At 47.7% G+C, this 16,515-nt stretch carries 20 protein-coding genes; 7 read left to right on the top strand and 13 right to left on the bottom strand.

What is annotated here, in order from left to right; translation table 11 throughout:
- From rlmN to cmk, 6 genes are all read right to left on the bottom strand, one after another.
- Positions 1-1,089, bottom strand: coding sequence for a 23S rRNA (adenine(2503)-C(2))-methyltransferase RlmN (rlmN, locus tag ACTHS4_RS02380; protein ID WP_070826197.1), 1,089 nt, complete (start codon positions 1,087-1,089; stop codon positions 1-3).
- Positions 1,090-1,257: 168 nt separating this feature from the next.
- Positions 1,258-1,683 (bottom strand): nucleoside-diphosphate kinase, encoded by a 426-nt coding sequence (ndk, locus tag ACTHS4_RS02375; RefSeq protein WP_004519785.1) that lies wholly within the window; start codon positions 1,681-1,683, stop codon positions 1,258-1,260.
- Between the two features lie 94 nt (positions 1,684-1,777).
- Positions 1,778-2,914: a cell division protein ZapE gene (gene zapE, locus ACTHS4_RS02370; RefSeq protein ID WP_049333700.1), complete on the bottom strand. Its 1,137-nt coding sequence runs from the start codon at positions 2,912-2,914 to the stop codon at positions 1,778-1,780.
- Positions 2,915-3,174: 260 nt separating this feature from the next.
- A complete protein-coding gene (locus ACTHS4_RS02365) occupies positions 3,175-3,489 on the bottom strand; it encodes an integration host factor subunit beta (RefSeq protein ID WP_003678992.1) in 315 nt (104 codons plus the stop codon).
- Between the two features lie 10 nt (positions 3,490-3,499).
- Positions 3,500-5,185, bottom strand: a complete 1,686-nt coding sequence (rpsA, locus tag ACTHS4_RS02360) for a 30S ribosomal protein S1 (protein WP_003678994.1) — start codon at positions 5,183-5,185, stop codon at positions 3,500-3,502.
- A 154-nt stretch (positions 5,186-5,339) separates the two neighbouring features.
- Entirely contained in the window at positions 5,340-5,999 is a 660-nt protein-coding gene (gene cmk / locus ACTHS4_RS02355) for a (d)CMP kinase (protein WP_070826198.1), read from the bottom strand.
- A gap of 216 nt (positions 6,000-6,215) precedes the next feature.
- On the opposite strand from cmk, the gene ruvB reads away from it, so the two are divergent.
- The 7 genes from ruvB to ACTHS4_RS02320 all read left to right on the top strand — a co-directional run bounded on the left by ruvB (position 6,216) and on the right by ACTHS4_RS02320 (position 11,364).
- Positions 6,216-7,247 (top strand): Holliday junction branch migration DNA helicase RuvB, encoded by a 1,032-nt coding sequence (gene ruvB / locus ACTHS4_RS02350; protein ID WP_039862144.1) that lies wholly within the window; start codon positions 6,216-6,218, stop codon positions 7,245-7,247.
- A gap of 122 nt (positions 7,248-7,369) precedes the next feature.
- The gene (locus ACTHS4_RS02345) at positions 7,370-9,277 is read left to right on the top strand and encodes an ATP-binding cassette domain-containing protein (RefSeq protein WP_070826200.1); all 1,908 of its coding nucleotides are present in this window, start codon (positions 7,370-7,372) and stop codon (positions 9,275-9,277) included.
- 90 nt (positions 9,278-9,367) lie between these two features.
- Positions 9,368-9,799, top strand: a complete 432-nt coding sequence (locus ACTHS4_RS02340; RefSeq protein ID WP_003683270.1) for a type II toxin-antitoxin system RatA family toxin — start codon at positions 9,368-9,370, stop codon at positions 9,797-9,799.
- Positions 9,792-10,064 carry an RnfH family protein gene (locus tag ACTHS4_RS02335; protein WP_070826201.1) on the top strand — a complete coding sequence of 91 codons (273 nt, stop codon included), beginning with the start codon at positions 9,792-9,794 and terminating at the stop codon, positions 10,062-10,064. The genes ACTHS4_RS02340 and ACTHS4_RS02335 overlap by 8 nt, the downstream gene beginning before the upstream one ends.
- A 54-nt stretch (positions 10,065-10,118) precedes the next feature.
- On the top strand, positions 10,119-10,697 hold the full coding sequence (gene pth, locus ACTHS4_RS02330; protein ID WP_063068141.1) for an aminoacyl-tRNA hydrolase: 579 nt from the start codon (positions 10,119-10,121) through the stop codon (positions 10,695-10,697).
- A gap of 92 nt (positions 10,698-10,789) precedes the next feature.
- Positions 10,790-10,999, top strand: a complete 210-nt coding sequence (locus tag ACTHS4_RS02325; RefSeq protein ID WP_070826202.1) for a dioxygenase — start codon at positions 10,790-10,792, stop codon at positions 10,997-10,999.
- A complete protein-coding gene (locus ACTHS4_RS02320; protein ID WP_070826203.1) occupies positions 10,996-11,364 on the top strand; it encodes a VanZ family protein in 369 nt (122 codons plus the stop codon). The genes ACTHS4_RS02325 and ACTHS4_RS02320 overlap by 4 nt, the downstream gene beginning before the upstream one ends.
- 103 nt (positions 11,365-11,467) lie before the next feature.
- Here ACTHS4_RS02320 and ACTHS4_RS02315 read toward each other — a convergent pair whose 3' ends face one another.
- The 7 genes from ACTHS4_RS02315 to bamC all read right to left on the bottom strand — a co-directional run bounded on the left by ACTHS4_RS02315 (position 11,468) and on the right by bamC (position 16,478).
- Positions 11,468-12,022, bottom strand: a complete 555-nt coding sequence (locus ACTHS4_RS02315) for an opacity family porin (RefSeq protein ID WP_070826204.1) — start codon at positions 12,020-12,022, stop codon at positions 11,468-11,470.
- Positions 12,023-12,157: 135 nt separating this feature from the next.
- Positions 12,158-13,333: a radical SAM family heme chaperone HemW gene (gene hemW / locus ACTHS4_RS02310; RefSeq protein WP_440365460.1), complete on the bottom strand. Its 1,176-nt coding sequence runs from the start codon at positions 13,331-13,333 to the stop codon at positions 12,158-12,160.
- Positions 13,334-13,429: 96 nt separating this feature from the next.
- Positions 13,430-13,792, bottom strand: a complete 363-nt coding sequence (locus tag ACTHS4_RS02305) for a thioredoxin (protein WP_440365459.1) — start codon at positions 13,790-13,792, stop codon at positions 13,430-13,432.
- A 59-nt stretch (positions 13,793-13,851) separates the two neighbouring features.
- The gene (locus ACTHS4_RS02300) at positions 13,852-14,361 is read right to left on the bottom strand and encodes a hypothetical protein (protein ID WP_128582751.1); all 510 of its coding nucleotides are present in this window, start codon (positions 14,359-14,361) and stop codon (positions 13,852-13,854) included.
- Between the two features lie 75 nt (positions 14,362-14,436).
- Positions 14,437-15,030 (bottom strand): RdgB/HAM1 family non-canonical purine NTP pyrophosphatase, encoded by a 594-nt coding sequence (gene rdgB, locus ACTHS4_RS02295; protein ID WP_314511621.1) that lies wholly within the window; start codon positions 15,028-15,030, stop codon positions 14,437-14,439.
- Between the two features lie 9 nt (positions 15,031-15,039).
- The gene (locus tag ACTHS4_RS02290) at positions 15,040-15,270 is read right to left on the bottom strand and encodes an NGO_0222 family membrane protein (protein WP_314511623.1); all 231 of its coding nucleotides are present in this window, start codon (positions 15,268-15,270) and stop codon (positions 15,040-15,042) included.
- A 122-nt stretch (positions 15,271-15,392) separates the two neighbouring features.
- Entirely contained in the window at positions 15,393-16,478 is a 1,086-nt protein-coding gene (bamC, locus tag ACTHS4_RS02285) for an outer membrane protein assembly factor BamC (RefSeq protein WP_371460168.1), read from the bottom strand.
- Positions 16,479-16,515 lie beyond the last annotated feature (37 nt).

The raw sequence follows: 16,515 nt of genomic DNA, 5'->3' as shown, positions 1-16,515 counted from the left end.
TTATTGTTCGACCAAAATCTGTTGCCATTTTTGTTGTCGGCGTGTTTTATCTTGTACTTGTCCGGCCAATTGTCCGCAAGCAGCGTCGATATCGTCGCCGCGGGTTTTGCGGACAGTAACGACAAAGCCGGCTTGTTGCAGAATATCGCGGAAGACACGGATATTTTCATTGCTAGAACGTTCGTAGCCGGAATTTGGGAAAGGATTGAACGGAATCAGATTGAATTTGCAGGGTACGTCTTTAACCAACTCAATCAATTCGCGCGCATGTTGCGCTTTATCGTTGATACCGTCGAGCATAACGTATTCAAAGGTAATAAAGTCGCGTGGGGCTTTGACCAAATAACGTTGACAGGCCGCCATCAATTCTTTGAGTGGGTATTTTTTGTTGAGGGGAACAATCTGATCACGCACTTCATCGTTGGATGCGTGTAAAGATACAGCCAAAGCAACAGGCATTGCATCACGCAGTCTATCCATTTGCGGAACCATGCCTGAAGTGGAAACGGTCACGCGGCGACGGCTCAAGCCGTAGCCGTGGTCATCCAGCATAATGCTTAAAGCGGTAACAACATTGTCAAAGTTTGCCATGGGTTCGCCCATACCCATCATCACAACGTTAGATATAACGCGTTCGTTTTTAGGGGTAACGCCCATGGCTTTATTGGCCCACCAAAGCTGACCGATAATTTCAGCGGCAGTCAGGTTGCGGTTGAAACCTTGTCGTCCGGTAGAGCAGAAGGTGCATTCCAATGCACAACCGACTTGGGAAGAGATGCACAAAGTACCGCGTTCAGCTTCAGGAATGAAGACGGTTTCTACACCGTTGCCCGTGCCGACATCCAGCAACCATTTGCGTGTGCCATCAGTAGATTCTTGTGCCATCATTAATTTAGGCACTTCGATTGTGGCTTGTTCATTCAACTTGGCACGTAATGATTTAGCCAAGTCAGTCATTTCTTCAAAGTTCTGTGCACCGGCTTGATGCATCCAACGCATTACCTGTTTGGCACGAAAAGGCTTTTCGCCCATTTCGGCAAAGTGTTGCGTCAGTCCGTTTAAATCGTAATTCAGTAGATTGGTTTTCATGTATTTTTATGTTTCTCAGTAAAGCTTTTAAAGCAAAGGGGCTTATTGGGCAGCTTTGCTTTAAAAGCCTTTGGATTTTCAGACGGCCTTTAATTTATAGGACATACAAAGCAGTTTTGCCGTCCGATATGAATCGGACGGCCGTAAAGCGGCTACAGGCTTTTATTCTTAGCGTGGGCAGATTTCGCTTTGGCTGAAGAAGTAAGCAATTTCAATTGCAGCATTTTCAACGCTGTCAGAACCATGTACGGCATTAACACTGACAGATTCTGCAAAGTCGGCACGGATTGTGCCAGGAGCTGCATCGGCTGGGTTGGTTGCGCCCATCAATTCGCGATTTTTGGCAACGGCATTTTCACCTTCCAATACTTGAATCATGACAGGATTGCGAGTCATGAATTTAACCAAGTCTTCATAAAAAGGGCGATCCTTATGTACGGCATAAAACTCTTTTGCTTCACGCTCAGAGAGATGTTTCATTTTCGCCGCAATAATGCGCAAGCCGTTTTCTTCAAAGCGGCTGTAAATCTTGCCGATGACGTTTTTTTCTACTGCATCGGGTTTGATGATGGAAATCGTACGTTCGATAGCCATGTTATGTCCTTGTTTTTATTGAAAGGTAAGTTGTCGTAGCCAAGAGGCGAGGGAAGTGTATTCTACCAAATTTCGCCCCTTTTTGGGAAAGGCATTATTTGCTTAAAGTCAGGTGTGGTTGTTCCAAGTAGACTTCAGATTGCATTTCGATCATACGGCTGGCTGTACGGGTAAATTCTTCGGCAAAATCGCCTTCAACGTAAATATCGTTTACACCAACTGCGCTGGTAGCGCACAGCTTCACACGGAAATCGTATAAAACGTCAATTAACCATGTCAGACGGCGTGCTTCTGCTTTTTCTTGAGGGGTTAGGCGTTCTAATCCTGAAAGGAAAACCATCTCGTAATGTTCGGCTAAATATAAATAGTCAGCTTGTGAGCGCGGGCCAAAACATAATGCGCGGAAATCAAACCAGATGGCGCGTTCTGACTGGGCTTTATGAGGAATTTCCCGTCCATGAATAATGCTGATGCCTGGGTTTAATTCAGAGATTCCACTCATTTCTTTAAATAAAGCAGCCAGTTTTTGCTCGTTCTCTTCATTATTAGGAACAAAGAAAATTTCGGCAGGACGCAACGTACGCAAGCGGTAATCTTCGCCGCCATCCACATTTAAAACGGTCAGGTTAGACTCGATAAGGGCAATGGTTGGCAGAAAACTGCTGCGGTTTTGGCCTTGAGGATAGAGTTCGGATGGGGCGTAGTTGGAAGTGGCTACCAAGACTACACCTTCACTCAGCAGGTTTTCCAGCAAACGGCCTAGAATCATGGCATCGGCAATATCGCTGACGTGGAACTCGTCAAAGCATAATACGCGTGTTTCTTTGGCAATTTCTGTTGCAACGGCTTTTAAGGGATTGGCTTCGCTTTTCAAGACTTTAAGGCGTTGATGGATTTCGGCCATAAAGGCATGGAAATGCACGCGACGCTTACGACGATAGGGGAGGCAGCCGAAAAAAGCATCCATCAAAAAGCTTTTACCGCGTCCTACGCCGCCATAAAAATAGAGTCCTTTAGGTACTTGGGGGGAACGTAAGCTACGGCCGAGAAAACGGTTGCGTTTGCGTTTGAACATCATCAGCTCGGTCCACAAACGATCCAAATATTCAATGGCTCGCGCTTGTGCTTCGTCGCGGATAAAGTTGGGCTGTTCGGCTGCAGCTTGATACCAAGTCAATGGGCTGTGGTTTTCAAATGGAGGTGGTGTGAATAGTTGGTCTCTATTGCTCATGTGTAACCTTTATTATGCTTTGCTGGCGATAGTTGAAACATCATCCGCAATAGTTTGGACAGTACTTGGAATGATGTTTTCATTACAGAATAGTCGGTCTATTATAAATGATTTCAGACGGCCTGCGTTTTTTGCACAAGCATTGTAGTAGATATAGTTGAAATAGTGTGTAATTAAGGTATGCGTGAAAAGAGCAGGTTTTGGTATTTCTTGCGAAAACAAAAAAACGCCGCATTTCTGCGGCGTTTTGCTACTAAGTATTAATGAGCACTTTCTTGCAATGCCAAGTCTACACGCTCACGCAACTCTTTACCCGGTTTGAAGTGAGGAACATGCTTTTCTGGCACTTCCACGCGTTCGCCGGTTTTTGGGTTGCGCCCGATACGGGCAGGGCGGTGGTTCAAGTCGAAGCTGCCGAAGCCGCGGATTTCGATACGTTGTCCACGAGCCAGTGAGCGGGTCATGGTATCAACCAAGACTTTTACACTGTATTCGACATCTTTAGCCAGCAGTTGGTTGCCATTTTTTTCGGCAAACACTTCTGCAAGGCGAACCATCAATTCAGACTTCGTCATGTCTGCAACCTTATTCTTGGTCGCCGGACAGTTTGGCTTTCAGCAAGTCGCCCAGGCTGGTAGTACCGGCATTGGCAGTTGCAGCGGCGTTAACTGAATTCAGCGCTTCGCGGTTTTCTTTAGCGTCTTTCGCTTTAACAGACAGACGGATGCTGCGGTTTTTGCGGTCAACGGTAACGATAACGGCTTCAACTTCGTCGCCTTCTTTCAGTTTGGTAGTCAGGTCTTCAACGCGGTCAGCGGCGAATTCAGAAGCAGGCAGGTAGCCTTCAACTTCTTCAGACAGAGCGACTACGGCACCTTTGGCGTCAACAGATTTCACAGAACCTTTAACCAAAGAACCTTTGTCGTTTACGCTGATGAAGTTGCCGAACGGATCACCTTCCAGTTGTTTGATACCCAAAGAGATGCGTTCTTTTTCAACGTCGATTGCCAATACAACGGCTTCAACTTCTTCGCCTTTTTTGTATTTGCGTACAGCTTCTTCACCGGCTTCGGTCCAAGACAGGTCAGACAAGTGAACCAGGCCGTCGATGCCGCCAGGCAGACCTACGAATACGCCGAAGTCAGTGATAGATTTAACTGCGCCGGAGATTTTGTCGCCTTTGTTATGGTTGGCGGCAAATTCTTCCCAAGGGTTAGCTTGGCATTGTTTCATACCCAAAGAGATACGGCGGCGGTCTTCGTCGATTTCCAGGATCATTACTTCAACTTCGTCACCCAGTTGAACAACTTTGCTTGGGTGTACGTTTTTGTTGGTCCAATCCATTTCGGAAACGTGTACCAAACCTTCGATGCCTTGTTCGATTTCAACGAATGCGCCGTAGTCGGTCAGGTTGGATACTTTACCGAACAGGCGGGTGCCTTGTGGGTAACGACGGGTCAGGCCGCTCCAAGGATCTTCGCCCAGTTGTTTCATACCCAGAGAAACGCGTTGTTTGTCTTGGTCGAATTTTAGGACTTTAGCTTCAACTTCTTGACCAACTTCCAAAACTTCGCTTGGGTGTTTCACACGGCGCCATGCCAAGTCGGTGATGTGCAACAGACCGTCGATGCCGCCCAAGTCAACGAACGCACCGTAATCGGTGATGTTTTTAACGATACCTTTGATAACTGAACCTTCTTGCAGGTTTTCCAGCAAGGCTTTGCGTTCTTCGCCCAAAGTAGCTTCCAGAACAGCGCGGCGGGACACAACAACGTTGTTGCGTTTTTTGTCCAGTTTGATCACTTTGAATTCAATTTCTTTGCCTTCGAAGTGAGAAGTGTCTTTTACAGGACGTACGTCAACCAAAGAACCCGGCAGGAATGCGCGGATGCTGTTGATCATAACAGTCAGACCACCTTTGACTTTGCCATTGATAACGCCGGACAGGATGTCGCCGTTTTCCATAGCTTCTTCCAAAGCGATCCAGTCGGCAGCGCGTTTGGCTTTTTCGCGGGACAGTTTGGTTTCGCCGAAGCCGTTTTCAACAGATTCGATGGTAACGGTAACGAAATCGCCAACTTTAACTTCAATCTCGCCCTGAGCGTTTTTGAATTCAGCAACATCAATCAGAGATTCTGATTTCAGACCTGCGTTAACGGTAACGAAGTTTTGATCGATGCCGACTACTTCGGCAGTAATCACTTCACCTGGGTTCATCTCTTGCAGGGTAAAGCTTTCTTCCAGCAGCTGGGCAAAATTTTCCATAGTCATATATACTCTTTTCGGTACACCGCCAAGGGGTGCGGGTTAGGTTTGAAATGACCTGCCGTCCTTGGCGCGGCAGGTTAGGAAATGTTTTCAGACGGCCTTGTTATACGGTTAACAGGCCGTCTGAAATGAAAACTTCGCGATTATACTCCAAATTTTAAACTTTATGATACCAATCAAGCACTTTTTTTACAGCTTCTTCGATAGAAAGGTTATCAGTATCTAAAAGCAGGGCGTCGGGTAGTTGTTTCAACGGAGCAACAGGGCGGCGGCGGTCTGCTTCGTCGCGCGCTTCAATGTCTGACAAAATGCGCTCGAATTCAACGCCTTCGCATGGAATACTGAGTTGCTTTGCACGACGTTGGGCGCGGACATTGGCACTTGCGGTCAGGAAAATTTTTAATGCGGCATCAGGGAAAATAACCGAGCCGATATCGCGGCCGTCGGCGACCAAACCTTTTTCGGTCAGGAAGTCGCGTTGGCGCTGCAAAAGGGCTGTGCGCACTTTAGGCAACTGTGCGACGGCAGATGCGCCCATGCCAATCACTTCGGTACGGATTTGCTCGGATACATCATCGCCGTTTAATAATACGGCGCCGCCTTCAAATTGTGCGGGCAAAGTTTCTGCCAATGTGCTGACGGCGTCTTCATCTGTCAAGGCAACATTTTGTTTTTGTGCGTAAAGTGCGGTCAGGCGGTAAAGCGCACCGGAGTCGAGGTAAAGAAAACTCAAGGCTTCGGCTACGCGTGAGGCAACCGTCCCTTTACCGGATGCGCTGGGGCCGTCGATGGCGATGACTTTTTGCTTGAGGCTCATGTGTTCTCCTGAATGCGATAGGTATTTGAATTAACCGTTTATTATACGTTGCTTTGGCCGTCTGAAAACGAAAATTTTTGTGTGATTTAGATTTGAGGGAAAAGCGGCTCGGCCTTATCAGGTATAATGGCCAAAATCATAATTTAACCGCTTTATCTGATTGTTCGGGCCGTCTGAAATAACGGGTCGGGAACGGTCTTAGAATTTAGAAACATTATGCTACAAACCGATAATCTTACTTCTGCACAACCTCAGCGCATTATCACTGCTCAAAATATTTCCGCTCAGGAAGAATTGCTTGAACGCGCTTTACGTCCGAAAACTTTAGACGACTATATCGGGCAGGATAAAGCAAAAGAGCAATTGGCTATTTTTATTCAGGCGGCGAAAAAACGTGGCGAAGCGCTTGACCACACTTTGCTGTTTGGCCCTCCGGGTTTGGGCAAAACTACTTTGGCACACATTATCGCCAAAGAGTTAGGCGTTAATTTGCGTCAAACCAGCGGCCCGGTTTTGGAGCGAGCCGGCGACCTTGCAGCCTTATTGACCAACCTCGAGCCGCATGATGTGCTGTTTATTGATGAAATCCACCGCTTAAGCCCTGTGGTTGAAGAAATCCTTTATCCTGCGCTTGAAGATTATCAGTTGGATATCATGATAGGCGAAGGACCGGCCGCGCGTTCGGTCAAAATCGATTTGCCGCCGTTTACATTGGTGGGCGCGACGACCCGTGCCGGCATGCTGACCAATCCTTTGCGCGACCGTTTCGGTATCGTATCCCGATTAGAGTTTTATCAAAACAAAGACTTAGCGACTATTGTTGCTCGTTCTGCCCAGTTGTTACAGTTGGATATGGGCGACGAGGGTGCGATGGAAGTGGCCAAGCGCAGCCGTGGTACGCCGCGTATTGCCAACCGCCTTTTGCGACGTGTACGCGATTATGCAGATGTGAAAAACAACGGCGTTATTGATGCAGAAATTGCCGATGCGGCTTTGAGTATGCTGGATGTAGACGGGCAAGGTTTGGATGTGATGGACAGGAAATTCCTTGAGGCGATTTTGCACAAGTTCAGCGGCGGTCCTGTCGGTTTGGAAAACGTGGCTGCTGCGATTGGCGAATCGACCGATACCATCGAAGATGTGATTGAACCATATCTGATTCAGCAGGGCTTTTTACAGCGCACACCGCGCGGACGCGTAGCAACCGAAAGAGCCTATCTGCATTTCGGTTTGAAGGTTCAAGAATAATGATGAAGGCCGTCTGAAAACCGCTTTCAGACGGCCTGATACTTTCAATTTCATATGATTGTCGGCAAATATCTGCCGATAATCGGTTAAAATGTCTCCCTTTTCTTTTTTGAAGTTTCCCCATGAATATCTTATCCGTAGAAAATGCTTCTTTTGCCGTCGGCCACGTCGCCTTGCTCGACAAAACTTCTTTTCAACTAGATAGCGGCGAGAAAATCGGTTTAATCGGCCGCAACGGTGCGGGTAAGTCTTCGTTTTTAAAAATCCTTGCAGGCGTACAAAAGCTCGATGACGGGCAGATTATTGTTCAAAACAACCTTAAAATCGTTTATGTGCCGCAGGAATCCTTTTTTGATAAGGAAGCCACCGTATTTGACACCGTCGCCGAAGGCTTGGGCGAAATCCGCGATTTATTGCGCCGTTATCATCATGTCAGCCATGAGTTGGAAAATGGTTCGAGTGAGGCTTTGTTGAAAGAACTCAATGAATTGCAACTTGAAATCGAAGCGAAGGACGGCTGGAAGTTGGATGCAGCAGTCAAGCAGACTTTGGGGGAACTGGGTTTGCCGGAAAACGAAAAAATCGGCAACCTTTCCGGCGGTCAGAAAAAGCGCGTCGCCTTGGCGCAGGCTTGGGTGCAAAAGCCCGACGTATTGCTGCTGGACGAACCGACCAACCATTTGGATATCGACGCGATTATCTGGCTGGAAAACCTGCTCAAAGCGTTTGAAGGCAGCTTGGTTGTGATTACCCACGACCGTCGTTTTTTGGACAATATCGCCACGCGCATCGTCGAACTAGACCGCGGCATTCTGCGCTCCTATCCCGGCTCGTTCTCCAAATATAGCGAGAAAAAAGCGCAAGAGTTGGCAGTCGAGGCAGAACATAACCGCCTGTTTGATAAATTTCACGCGCAGGAAGAAGCATGGATACGCAAAGGCATCGAAGCGCGCCGTACCCGTAACGAAGGGCGCGTGCGCCGTTTGGAAGAACTGCGCCGCCAGCGCGCCGAACGTCGCAATGTACAAGGGCAGGTCAACTTCAAGCTCGACAGCGGTGAGAAAAGCGGCAAAATCATCGCCGAATTGGAACACGCTTCGTTTGCCTATGGCGACAAAGTTATCATGGACAAATTCTCCGCCATTCTGCAGCGTGGCGACAAAATCGGCTTAATCGGTCCAAACGGTATCGGTAAAACCACCTTCCTTAAGCTGATTTTGGGCGAATTGCAGCCGACCTACGGCAGAATCCGCATCGGCAGTAAGCAGGAGGTTGCTTATTTCGACCAGTTTCGCAGCGCGTTGAATGAAAACGACACTGTGTTTTACACGCTCGGACAGGGCAATGATTACGTTGAAGTCGGCGGTAAGAAAAAGCATGTGATGAGCTATTTGGAAGATTTTCTGTTCCATCCAGCCCGTGCACAAAGCCCCGTTTCATCGCTCTCCGGCGGTGAACGCAACCGCCTTTTGCTGGCGAAACTCTTTACCCGTCCTGCTAATATTCTGGTTTTGGACGAACCGACCAACGACTTGGACATTGACACCCAAGAGCTGCTCGAAGACTTGCTGCGTGATTACCAAGGCACGGTATTCCTTGTCTCGCATGACCGTATGTTCTTGGATAATGTGATTACCCAAAGCATTGTTTTCGAAGGACAAGGCCGTCTGAAAGAATACATCGGCGGCTATCAGGACTATATCGACGCAAAATCGAGAGAAGAGAAGATTCAGACGGCCTCTGCGCCTAAAGCGGTTGCCGAGCCTGAAAAAATCAAACCCAAAGCCAACCGCACGGTCAAACTTTCTTACAAAGAACAGCGTGAACTCGATGCCCTGCCTGATGAAATCGCCGCTTTGGAAACCGAACAGGCTGAAATCAATACCCAGCTTTCCGATCCTGAAATTTTCAAAGATTACGAAAAAGCAGGTGCGTTACAAAGCAGGGCTGAAGAAATCGAGATGTCGCTTTTGGAAAAGCTGGAACGCTGGGAATGGCTGGAAGCGAAACAAAATGGCGAAGCGGTTTAAATTAGGAATTTTGTCCCAAAGTAGGGCAGATATTTTTCTAAATCATGCCGTCTGAACCCCGAATATTCAAAAACAAGGTCTACAACCAACATGAAAAAAGTCGAGAAAAACGTATTGGTGCTGCATAGCGCTAAGGAAATGTTTGAGCTGGTGGACAAAGTTGAGGACTATCCAAAATTTTTGCCGTGGTACAGCAAGACCGAAGTCATCGAACGCAAAGGCAATGAGCTAAAAGCGCGCTTGTTTATGGACTATATGCGCGTCAAACAGTCGTTTGCGACACACAACCACAATATCCCAGGGCAGGAAATCCGCATGGATTTGCTCGAAGGACCATTTAAAACCCTGCGCGGCACTTGGAAATTTATCGACTTGGGCGATGATATGTGCAAAGTCGAATTCAGATTAGAATACGATTTCTCCAATGCCGTACTCTCTGCCATGATTTCCCCGGTATTCGGCCATCTCGCCGGTACATTGGTGGATGCTTTTATTAAAGAGGCCGACCGCCGCTATGCTTGAGATTGAAATTGTTTACGGACTGGCCGATAGGCAAGTGTTGAAGAACATGACCGTTGCCGAAGGGACAACCGTACGCGAAGCCGCCCTGCAAAGCGGTTTGGAGGTAGAGTTCCCAGAGTTGGATTTGCAGCAAGCGCCTTTGGGTATTTTCGGTAAGGCAGTGAAAGACGAGACAGCGTTGCGCAATGGCGATCGGATTGAGGTTTATCGTCCATTGTTGATTGATCCGAAAGAAGCGAGACGTAAACGCGCAGGGCAAGAATAAATCGAAGGCCGTCTGAAACTTTTTCAGACGGCCTGTCAAACTGAAAGAACAGTAATGAGCTTGAAAATTAAATTAATCGTCGGTTTGGGTAATCCAGGCCAAGAATACGAACAAACGCGCCACAATGTCGGCTTTTGGCTGTTGGACGAACTGGCATGGAAATGGAAAGTCAATTTTAAAGACGAAAAGAAATTTTACGGCGAAGTAGCGCGCGCCACTACGCCTGATGGCGATGTTTGGCTGCTCAAACCCATGACCTTTATGAACCGCTCCGGTCAGGCCGTTGCCGCTTTGGCTCAGTTTTACAAAATCAAGCCGGAGGAAATCTTGGTGGTTCATGACGAGCTGGATATTCCATGCGGCCGTATCAAATTCAAACTTGGTGGCGGCAACGGCGGACACAACGGCCTCAAAGACATTCAGGCTCGCTTGGGTACGCCCAATTTCTACCGCCTGCGCTTAGGCATTGATCACCCTGGCGACCGTAATCTGGTTGTCGGTTATGTGTTGAATAAACCGTCAGCGGAACACAGACAGCAAATTGATGACTCCATCACCAAATCCCTACAAGGATTGCCGGCCGTGTTGAATGGCGAATGGGAAGAGGCAACACGGTTTTTACACAGTAAGTAAGCCAAATGGGCAGCCTTGCACATCATGTTCAGACGGCCTGAAAACAGGCAGCGCGTCTGACTAGTGATAAACGAATCAAAGAAACAGTAAATATGAACGAACTGACCAGCCTTATGCAGACCGAAGCCCCAGGTATTGTTGGCGAAACATTAGACTTCTGTCTTTACGAATGCAGTATTGAAGATGCCCCGGATGCAGAAGAAGTAGTACAATGGCGTGATATTTTGAAGGCACGGGGTGGGAAATTTGTCCGCTTGGCAGATATCTGCCAAACATGGTTGGATGAAGAGGCCGACAAATGAAAGCCTTACCATTAAACAAATTTACTGCCGCTGCTTGTATTTGGTTTGCCGCCGCCATTTATGCCTTACTTTTCAAAGAGGGCGGCAATAGCGCTCCACCATTTCCCCATTTTGATAAAGTCGGTCATTTCGGACTGTTTTTCGGTCAGGCATGGTTGTGTGCAAAAATGTTTATTCAAGACAGTAGGAATATTCCCTATAAAGGCATTCTGCTTGCTGCTTTATTGTTTGCAATAGGCAGTGAGTTGGCTCAGGCATTTCTGACTACTACGCGCCAAGGTTCGATCGCGGACGGCATTGCCGATATGGCAGGTACGGCTGTGGCGCTGTGGTTTGCAGAAAAAGTAAAAGTAGCAAAAAGTTAGATATATTTAAAAAACTTAAAGGCCGTCTGAAATCCTGAGAAACAGGTTTCAGACGGCCTTTCGTTACTTGATGCATGAGGCCATTATTGCTTCATGATAAGAATTAGAATGTTACGCGTACACCGGCAGATACTTCGTGAGTATGGAACTTAACGCTATTCATTTTGCCCCAATAGTTGTAGCGATAGCCTGCATCCAAGGCAACGTTAGGTGTTACTTCGTAGCTTACGCCAGCCATTGCTCCAACACCAGTTTTAGTATCACTACGTTCATAATATGAATTAGCTGTCTTGACTTTTGCAGAAGCATGATTAATAGCCACACGAGCACCTACATAAGGTTTTACAGGAGCTTCCAGATCAAAGTCATAAATAGCAGAAACGCCGGCACTGTGGTATTTACCTTCAGCATCGAATGAGGCAGTGTTGATTTTTTCAGACTTATAATGGGTATAGTCAGCGGCAACACGGAAATCACCGAAATCGTAACCAGCAGAAATGCGTGGACTAAAACCTTTAACCGAGCCACTGGCATTATTAGCTTTTTGTTTTACAGTAGCATGACCAGCATCAGCTTGAACATAAAAACCTTTGGTTGCATCAGCCAATGCAAATGTAGGCAGGGAAAGAGCAATCAGTGTTACCAGAACTTTTTTCATTGTTTTGTCCTTAATGTAGGATTAGGAGTAGTGGATAATCGCCGGGGTTGGTCGTTCCCAACAATTATTCAGATTGTATTTTCTTGTCGTAAATTAAGCAAATCTAAAAATGTTTCAACTGTTGTAAAAAAGCACTTATAAAAAACACTGTAACAAATCGTTTAAGAACAAACGGCCTTGCTCGGTCGGTCGGAACACGGTCGGGTCTGATTCAAGCAGGCCTTTTTGTCTGGCGGTTTCTATTTGTGCCATGATTTTTGCAGTGGGTACGCTGGTACGTTCCTGCAACATTGCGGCAGGTACGCCATCGGTCAGGCGTAGGGCGTTCATCATGAATTCGAATGGAAGGTCTTCGGCAGTAACGGTTTTGCGTTCAACTACTTCATGCGGATTGCTCTGCATGGCGGCAAGATAGTCGTTGGGATGACGGCAGCGGACGGTACGCTCAATACGGTCGGGATAGGAAATTTTGCCGTGCGCACCGGCGCCTATCCCTAAGTAATCGCCGAACTGCCAGTAGTTCAAATTATGGCGGCACTGCATACCAGGTTTTGCAAAAGCCGATGTTTCGTAGTGGATAAAGCCTGTGCCTTCCAATTCGCTGTGTACGGCATCTTCGATGTCCAATGCCGCTTCATCTTGTGGCAATCCTTTGGGCGGCGTATGACCGAAAGGCGTGTTCGGTTCCATTGTCAGATGATAGGCACTGATATGCGATACGCCTGTTGCAATAGCGGTTTGCACATCGTTTAAGGCCGTCTGAACCGTTTGGTTTGGCAGGGCATACATCAAATCGATATTGACTTTATCAAATAGTTTCAATGCAGTATCAATGGCTGTCAGGGCTTCTTTGCCATTGTGAACGCGTCCCAATCGAGCAAGCATATCGTCGTTAAAACTTTGTACGCCGATAGACAGACGCGTAATACCTGCATCTTTAAATCCCTGAAACTTCTCAATTTCAAATGTGCCCGGGTTCGCTTCTAAAGTAATTTCCGCTTCGGGTTGCAAGCGCAACAGCGAACGCACGCCGCTTAACAAGCGGTCAATCGATTCCGCCTGAAACAGGCTGGGCGTACCGCCACCGAAAAATATCGTTTCCACCGGTCTGCCCCAAATATTGGGCAATTCAAGCTGCAAGTCGGTTAGTAGGGCATCGATATAGGCTTCTTCCGGCAGGCCGTTTTTCAGGCTGTGGGAATTAAAGTCGCAATACGGGCATTTTTTGATGCACCATGGAATGTGGATATAGAGTGATAAAGGAGGCAGGGCGGTTAGCTGACCGGGGCGTTGGAAAGTGATTTGGGTCATGGTATGTGTTGAGGCTTAAGGCCGTCTGAAATTTTTAGGCCGTTATTTTAACTGAAATGTAGGCTGGGAAAGTAATTAGTAGGAAATATGCGAAGTCTAAGCGCTCAAAAAAGCTTCAATTTCTTCTTCTGATAATTTGGAATTGCAGACGAATTTTATTTTGCCTTGTGAGATTTTGAGTAGAGCGGGAACAGTTTGGATGCCGTGTTGTTCACGAAAAGTTTTTAAAACTATCTTGTTGCTGCTGTCGGTAAAGTGGATGGTAAGTTGCTTGTTTATGGAAACGGTAAGCAGTTTTGCAACAAAATAGCGACAGTATGAACAGCTTGGTTTGCCTAAAAAGACGATAGCAGTTTCTTGACTGTCAATGAGTTGAAGAAGTTTGTCGGGTGTGGTTGGGATGAAGGCAGCGACGTGTTTTGCAAAGGCTGCCAATTCTTCAGGCGAGGGTTTGGGCATGGGAATGAATGTGAGGTAGGCCGTCTGAAGGTTTCAGACGGCCTGTTGTTTTTATGTAGTTAAAGTCTTTTGCGCATCCAAGATGAGAGTTTGGGTGCACCGAATAGCAGGAAAATGCCGATAAAAAGCTGCGCGATGTTGGCAAGTATACCGGCTTGGTTTTGTGCGCCGAGGTCCGCCCAAACGGATGTATGTGTGTCGATAGCAATAGACTGTACAAAAAGATAGAGAGAGAACTGGTAAATTAGGTCGGGGATAGCTTGGAAAACAGTATATATGCCTATTAATACAATACCGGTTGTCAGCCATGGTGCAGGGTGTTTTGGGGCTTCCTGTACGGTTTGCAGATGTTCGGGCAACAGGCGGTTGGCAATGGCGGCAGGGAAACACCATAGCAGCAGCCATGCAATTAAATACAAGCCGTAGAGCATCAGTACGGATGAGATTTGTTTACTGTCATACATGCTTTCTGTCTGTACGAATATGGTCGCGATGCTGCCAAGCGTTTGTACGATACCGATTAAAACGACCAAGCGGATGGCGACAATCAAGATTTGCTTAGGGGACATGGATTTCTTCCATTATTTGTTGGATTTAGAACATCTAAAAAAACGTTTCAGGTTTTCAGACGGCCTATTATCGATTTATAAGGATTCGATTTTTCTTAACAATTCACGCAATGCTTGAGCGCGGTGGCTTTCGGCATTTTTGATTTCAGGGTTAAGCTCGGAGGCGGTGCAACCATGTTCGGCCAAATAGAAATGCGGATCGTAGCCGAAGCCGTTTGTACCGGCTGCTTCGGCCTGCCATTGGCCGCGCCAGATGCCTTCGGCGATGATGGGCTGCGGGTCGTTTTCGTGGCGGACGAGTACGAGTACGCAGACGTAGTAGCAGCTTTTGTCGTCTTTATCGGCAAGATCGGCAGAGAGTTTGGCGTTGTTTGCGGCATCGGATTTGGGGTTTTCGCCTGCATAACGTGCGGAGAAAATGCCGGGTGCGCCGTTTAAGGCGTTGGTGCAGATGCCGGAGTCGTCGGCAAGTGCCGGTAAGCCGCTGTATTTGGCGGCATGACGTGCTTTAGCCAGGGCATTTTCAATAAAGGTATGGTACGGCTCGGGACATTCGGGCGTATTGAACTGTGATTGTGGCAGGACTTCGATGTTTAAGTCGGCAAAAAGGCGGGAAAATTCTTTGAGTTTGCCTGCGTTGCCACTGGCAAGGACGATTTTTTCAAACATGGTTTTTCCTTAATGGTTTTCGGTTTGCTGCATACGAGCCATTTGTGCGCGTGCTTTGTGGCGGATGTAAAGGGCAAGGCTGCCGATTTGGGCAAAAACGGCCGCAAAGGCAAACAGAAAGGCGGCAACGGCAAATTGTTTGCTGTGAATGCTCAGAAGATAAGCGCCCAACAGAATCAGTACGATAAACATCAGGGTAAACAGGGCGGTCAGGATCAGATAGGCTTTTTGTCGGGTCATGGCAGCTTGGGTAATGGGGAAAAATGTTCTGATTATAACGTCAGATTGGGAATTTGAAACCATGCCGGATTCGTTAAAAAGGCCGTCTGAATATTTCAGACGGCCTTAAGTCGAATAACGGATTAACGCAATTCTGTGTGCAGGCGGCTCAACAATGTGGAGGCATCGCTGCCTTTGTATGGGCTGCCGTCTTTATTCAACAGATGGAGGCGTGCGCCATTGTTGATAGGCTCAACATACACGATGATTTCAGGATACGTTTTTGGCGCTTCTGCTTTGCCTTTGCCAAATACGCGTTTGAACAGGCCTGGTTTTTTATTGGCAACTGCTTCGCCTTCGGTTGGCGCTTGTTGAACCAAGAAAGCGCGGCGTTCGGCATTTTGACCGATAACAGTCAGGCCGATGCGGTCAAGCGCAAGGGCGGTACGGCGCCAGTTGCGGCCGTAATCGCCTGCCAGCAACAAAGTACCGTTGTCCACACGGGCCAACTCAGAAGCATTACTGCGGGCGGCAACGCTTTGGGTCAGAGCTTGTTCGGCTTGCTGGCCGTCAACGCCTAAGTATTGCATAAAGCGGGCGAGGAATGCGGCTTCGAGGTTAGGGTCGCTCTCGCTTGGCTGCCACATAGTAGTGTCTTTTTTACGGTCGGCATAAACTTCTTTCATGCCTTTGTGGGCGAAGAAGATGTCGGTCGAATTGTTTTTACCTTGTTCGATGCGGATGATGAATTTGTCGCGTTCGCTGGTAGAGTAGATGCCGCCCAAGCCAACTTTGTCCAACAGACGGCGCAGGCTGTCTTGAGGGATTTTGGCTCGGTTTTCAGCCCACTCGGTTTCCATTTGGCCGATGGCAGGTTCTTCAGATTTGATGTCGAAACCGTTTTCTTGCCAGAATACTTTCAGCAACGGCCAAATTTCGCGAGGCGATTTGCCATCGACAACCAACCAGCGTTGGTTGCCGTCACGCTCAAGGCGTACGCCTTTAACGGATTTCAAGACTTCTGCATTGGCAGGTTGTTGTACGGCTTGAGTGCGGCGTTTGTTGAAGTCGCTGGCACGGACGGCACCGCTGCCTGCCGGTAATTGGTAGAGGTTGCCTTGGTCTGGGTTGTTCAAATCAGGTGGTACTTCCAGTTTGACCAGGCGATGCGATTGACTTTGATAGTCGAGTTTGGGTTGTTCTTTTTTGCTGCCGGAACAGGCAGTCATGCTAATCAGGGCGAGGGCTACTACGATGGGTTTGATA

Source organism: Neisseria sp. P0014.S009 (assembly GCF_051958155.1).
GTDB classification, from domain to species: domain Bacteria; phylum Pseudomonadota; class Gammaproteobacteria; order Burkholderiales; family Neisseriaceae; genus Neisseria; species Neisseria flavescens_C.
This window is presented reverse-complemented; position numbering and strand designations above follow the sequence as displayed.

Coding starts and splice junctions, on each gene's coding strand:
- rlmN (WP_070826197.1), bottom strand. CDS start 1,089: ATGAAAACCAATCTACTGAATTACGATTTAAACGGACTGACGCAACAC.
- ndk (WP_004519785.1), bottom strand. CDS start 1,683: ATGGCTATCGAACGTACGATTTCCATCATCAAACCCGATGCAGTAGAA.
- zapE (WP_049333700.1), bottom strand. CDS start 2,914: ATGAGCAATAGAGACCAACTATTCACACCACCTCCATTTGAAAACCAC.
- ACTHS4_RS02365 (WP_003678992.1), bottom strand. CDS start 3,489: ATGACGAAGTCTGAATTGATGGTTCGCCTTGCAGAAGTGTTTGCCGAA.
- rpsA (WP_003678994.1), bottom strand. CDS start 5,185: ATGACTATGGAAAATTTTGCCCAGCTGCTGGAAGAAAGCTTTACCCTG.
- cmk (WP_070826198.1), bottom strand. CDS start 5,999: ATGAGCCTCAAGCAAAAAGTCATCGCCATCGACGGCCCCAGCGCATCC.
- ruvB (WP_039862144.1), top strand. CDS start 6,216: ATGCTACAAACCGATAATCTTACTTCTGCACAACCTCAGCGCATTATC.
- ACTHS4_RS02345 (WP_070826200.1), top strand. CDS start 7,370: ATGAATATCTTATCCGTAGAAAATGCTTCTTTTGCCGTCGGCCACGTC.
- ACTHS4_RS02340 (WP_003683270.1), top strand. CDS start 9,368: ATGAAAAAAGTCGAGAAAAACGTATTGGTGCTGCATAGCGCTAAGGAA.
- ACTHS4_RS02335 (WP_070826201.1), top strand. CDS start 9,792: ATGCTTGAGATTGAAATTGTTTACGGACTGGCCGATAGGCAAGTGTTG.
- pth (WP_063068141.1), top strand. CDS start 10,119: ATGAGCTTGAAAATTAAATTAATCGTCGGTTTGGGTAATCCAGGCCAA.
- ACTHS4_RS02325 (WP_070826202.1), top strand. CDS start 10,790: ATGAACGAACTGACCAGCCTTATGCAGACCGAAGCCCCAGGTATTGTT.
- ACTHS4_RS02320 (WP_070826203.1), top strand. CDS start 10,996: ATGAAAGCCTTACCATTAAACAAATTTACTGCCGCTGCTTGTATTTGG.
- ACTHS4_RS02315 (WP_070826204.1), bottom strand. CDS start 12,022: ATGAAAAAAGTTCTGGTAACACTGATTGCTCTTTCCCTGCCTACATTT.
- hemW (WP_440365460.1), bottom strand. CDS start 13,333: ATGACCCAAATCACTTTCCAACGCCCCGGTCAGCTAACCGCCCTGCCT.
- ACTHS4_RS02305 (WP_440365459.1), bottom strand. CDS start 13,792: ATGCCCAAACCCTCGCCTGAAGAATTGGCAGCCTTTGCAAAACACGTC.
- ACTHS4_RS02300 (WP_128582751.1), bottom strand. CDS start 14,361: ATGTCCCCTAAGCAAATCTTGATTGTCGCCATCCGCTTGGTCGTTTTA.
- rdgB (WP_314511621.1), bottom strand. CDS start 15,030: ATGTTTGAAAAAATCGTCCTTGCCAGTGGCAACGCAGGCAAACTCAAA.
- ACTHS4_RS02290 (WP_314511623.1), bottom strand. CDS start 15,270: ATGACCCGACAAAAAGCCTATCTGATCCTGACCGCCCTGTTTACCCTG.
- bamC (WP_371460168.1), bottom strand. CDS start 16,478: ATGACTGCCTGTTCCGGCAGCAAAAAAGAACAACCCAAACTCGACTAT.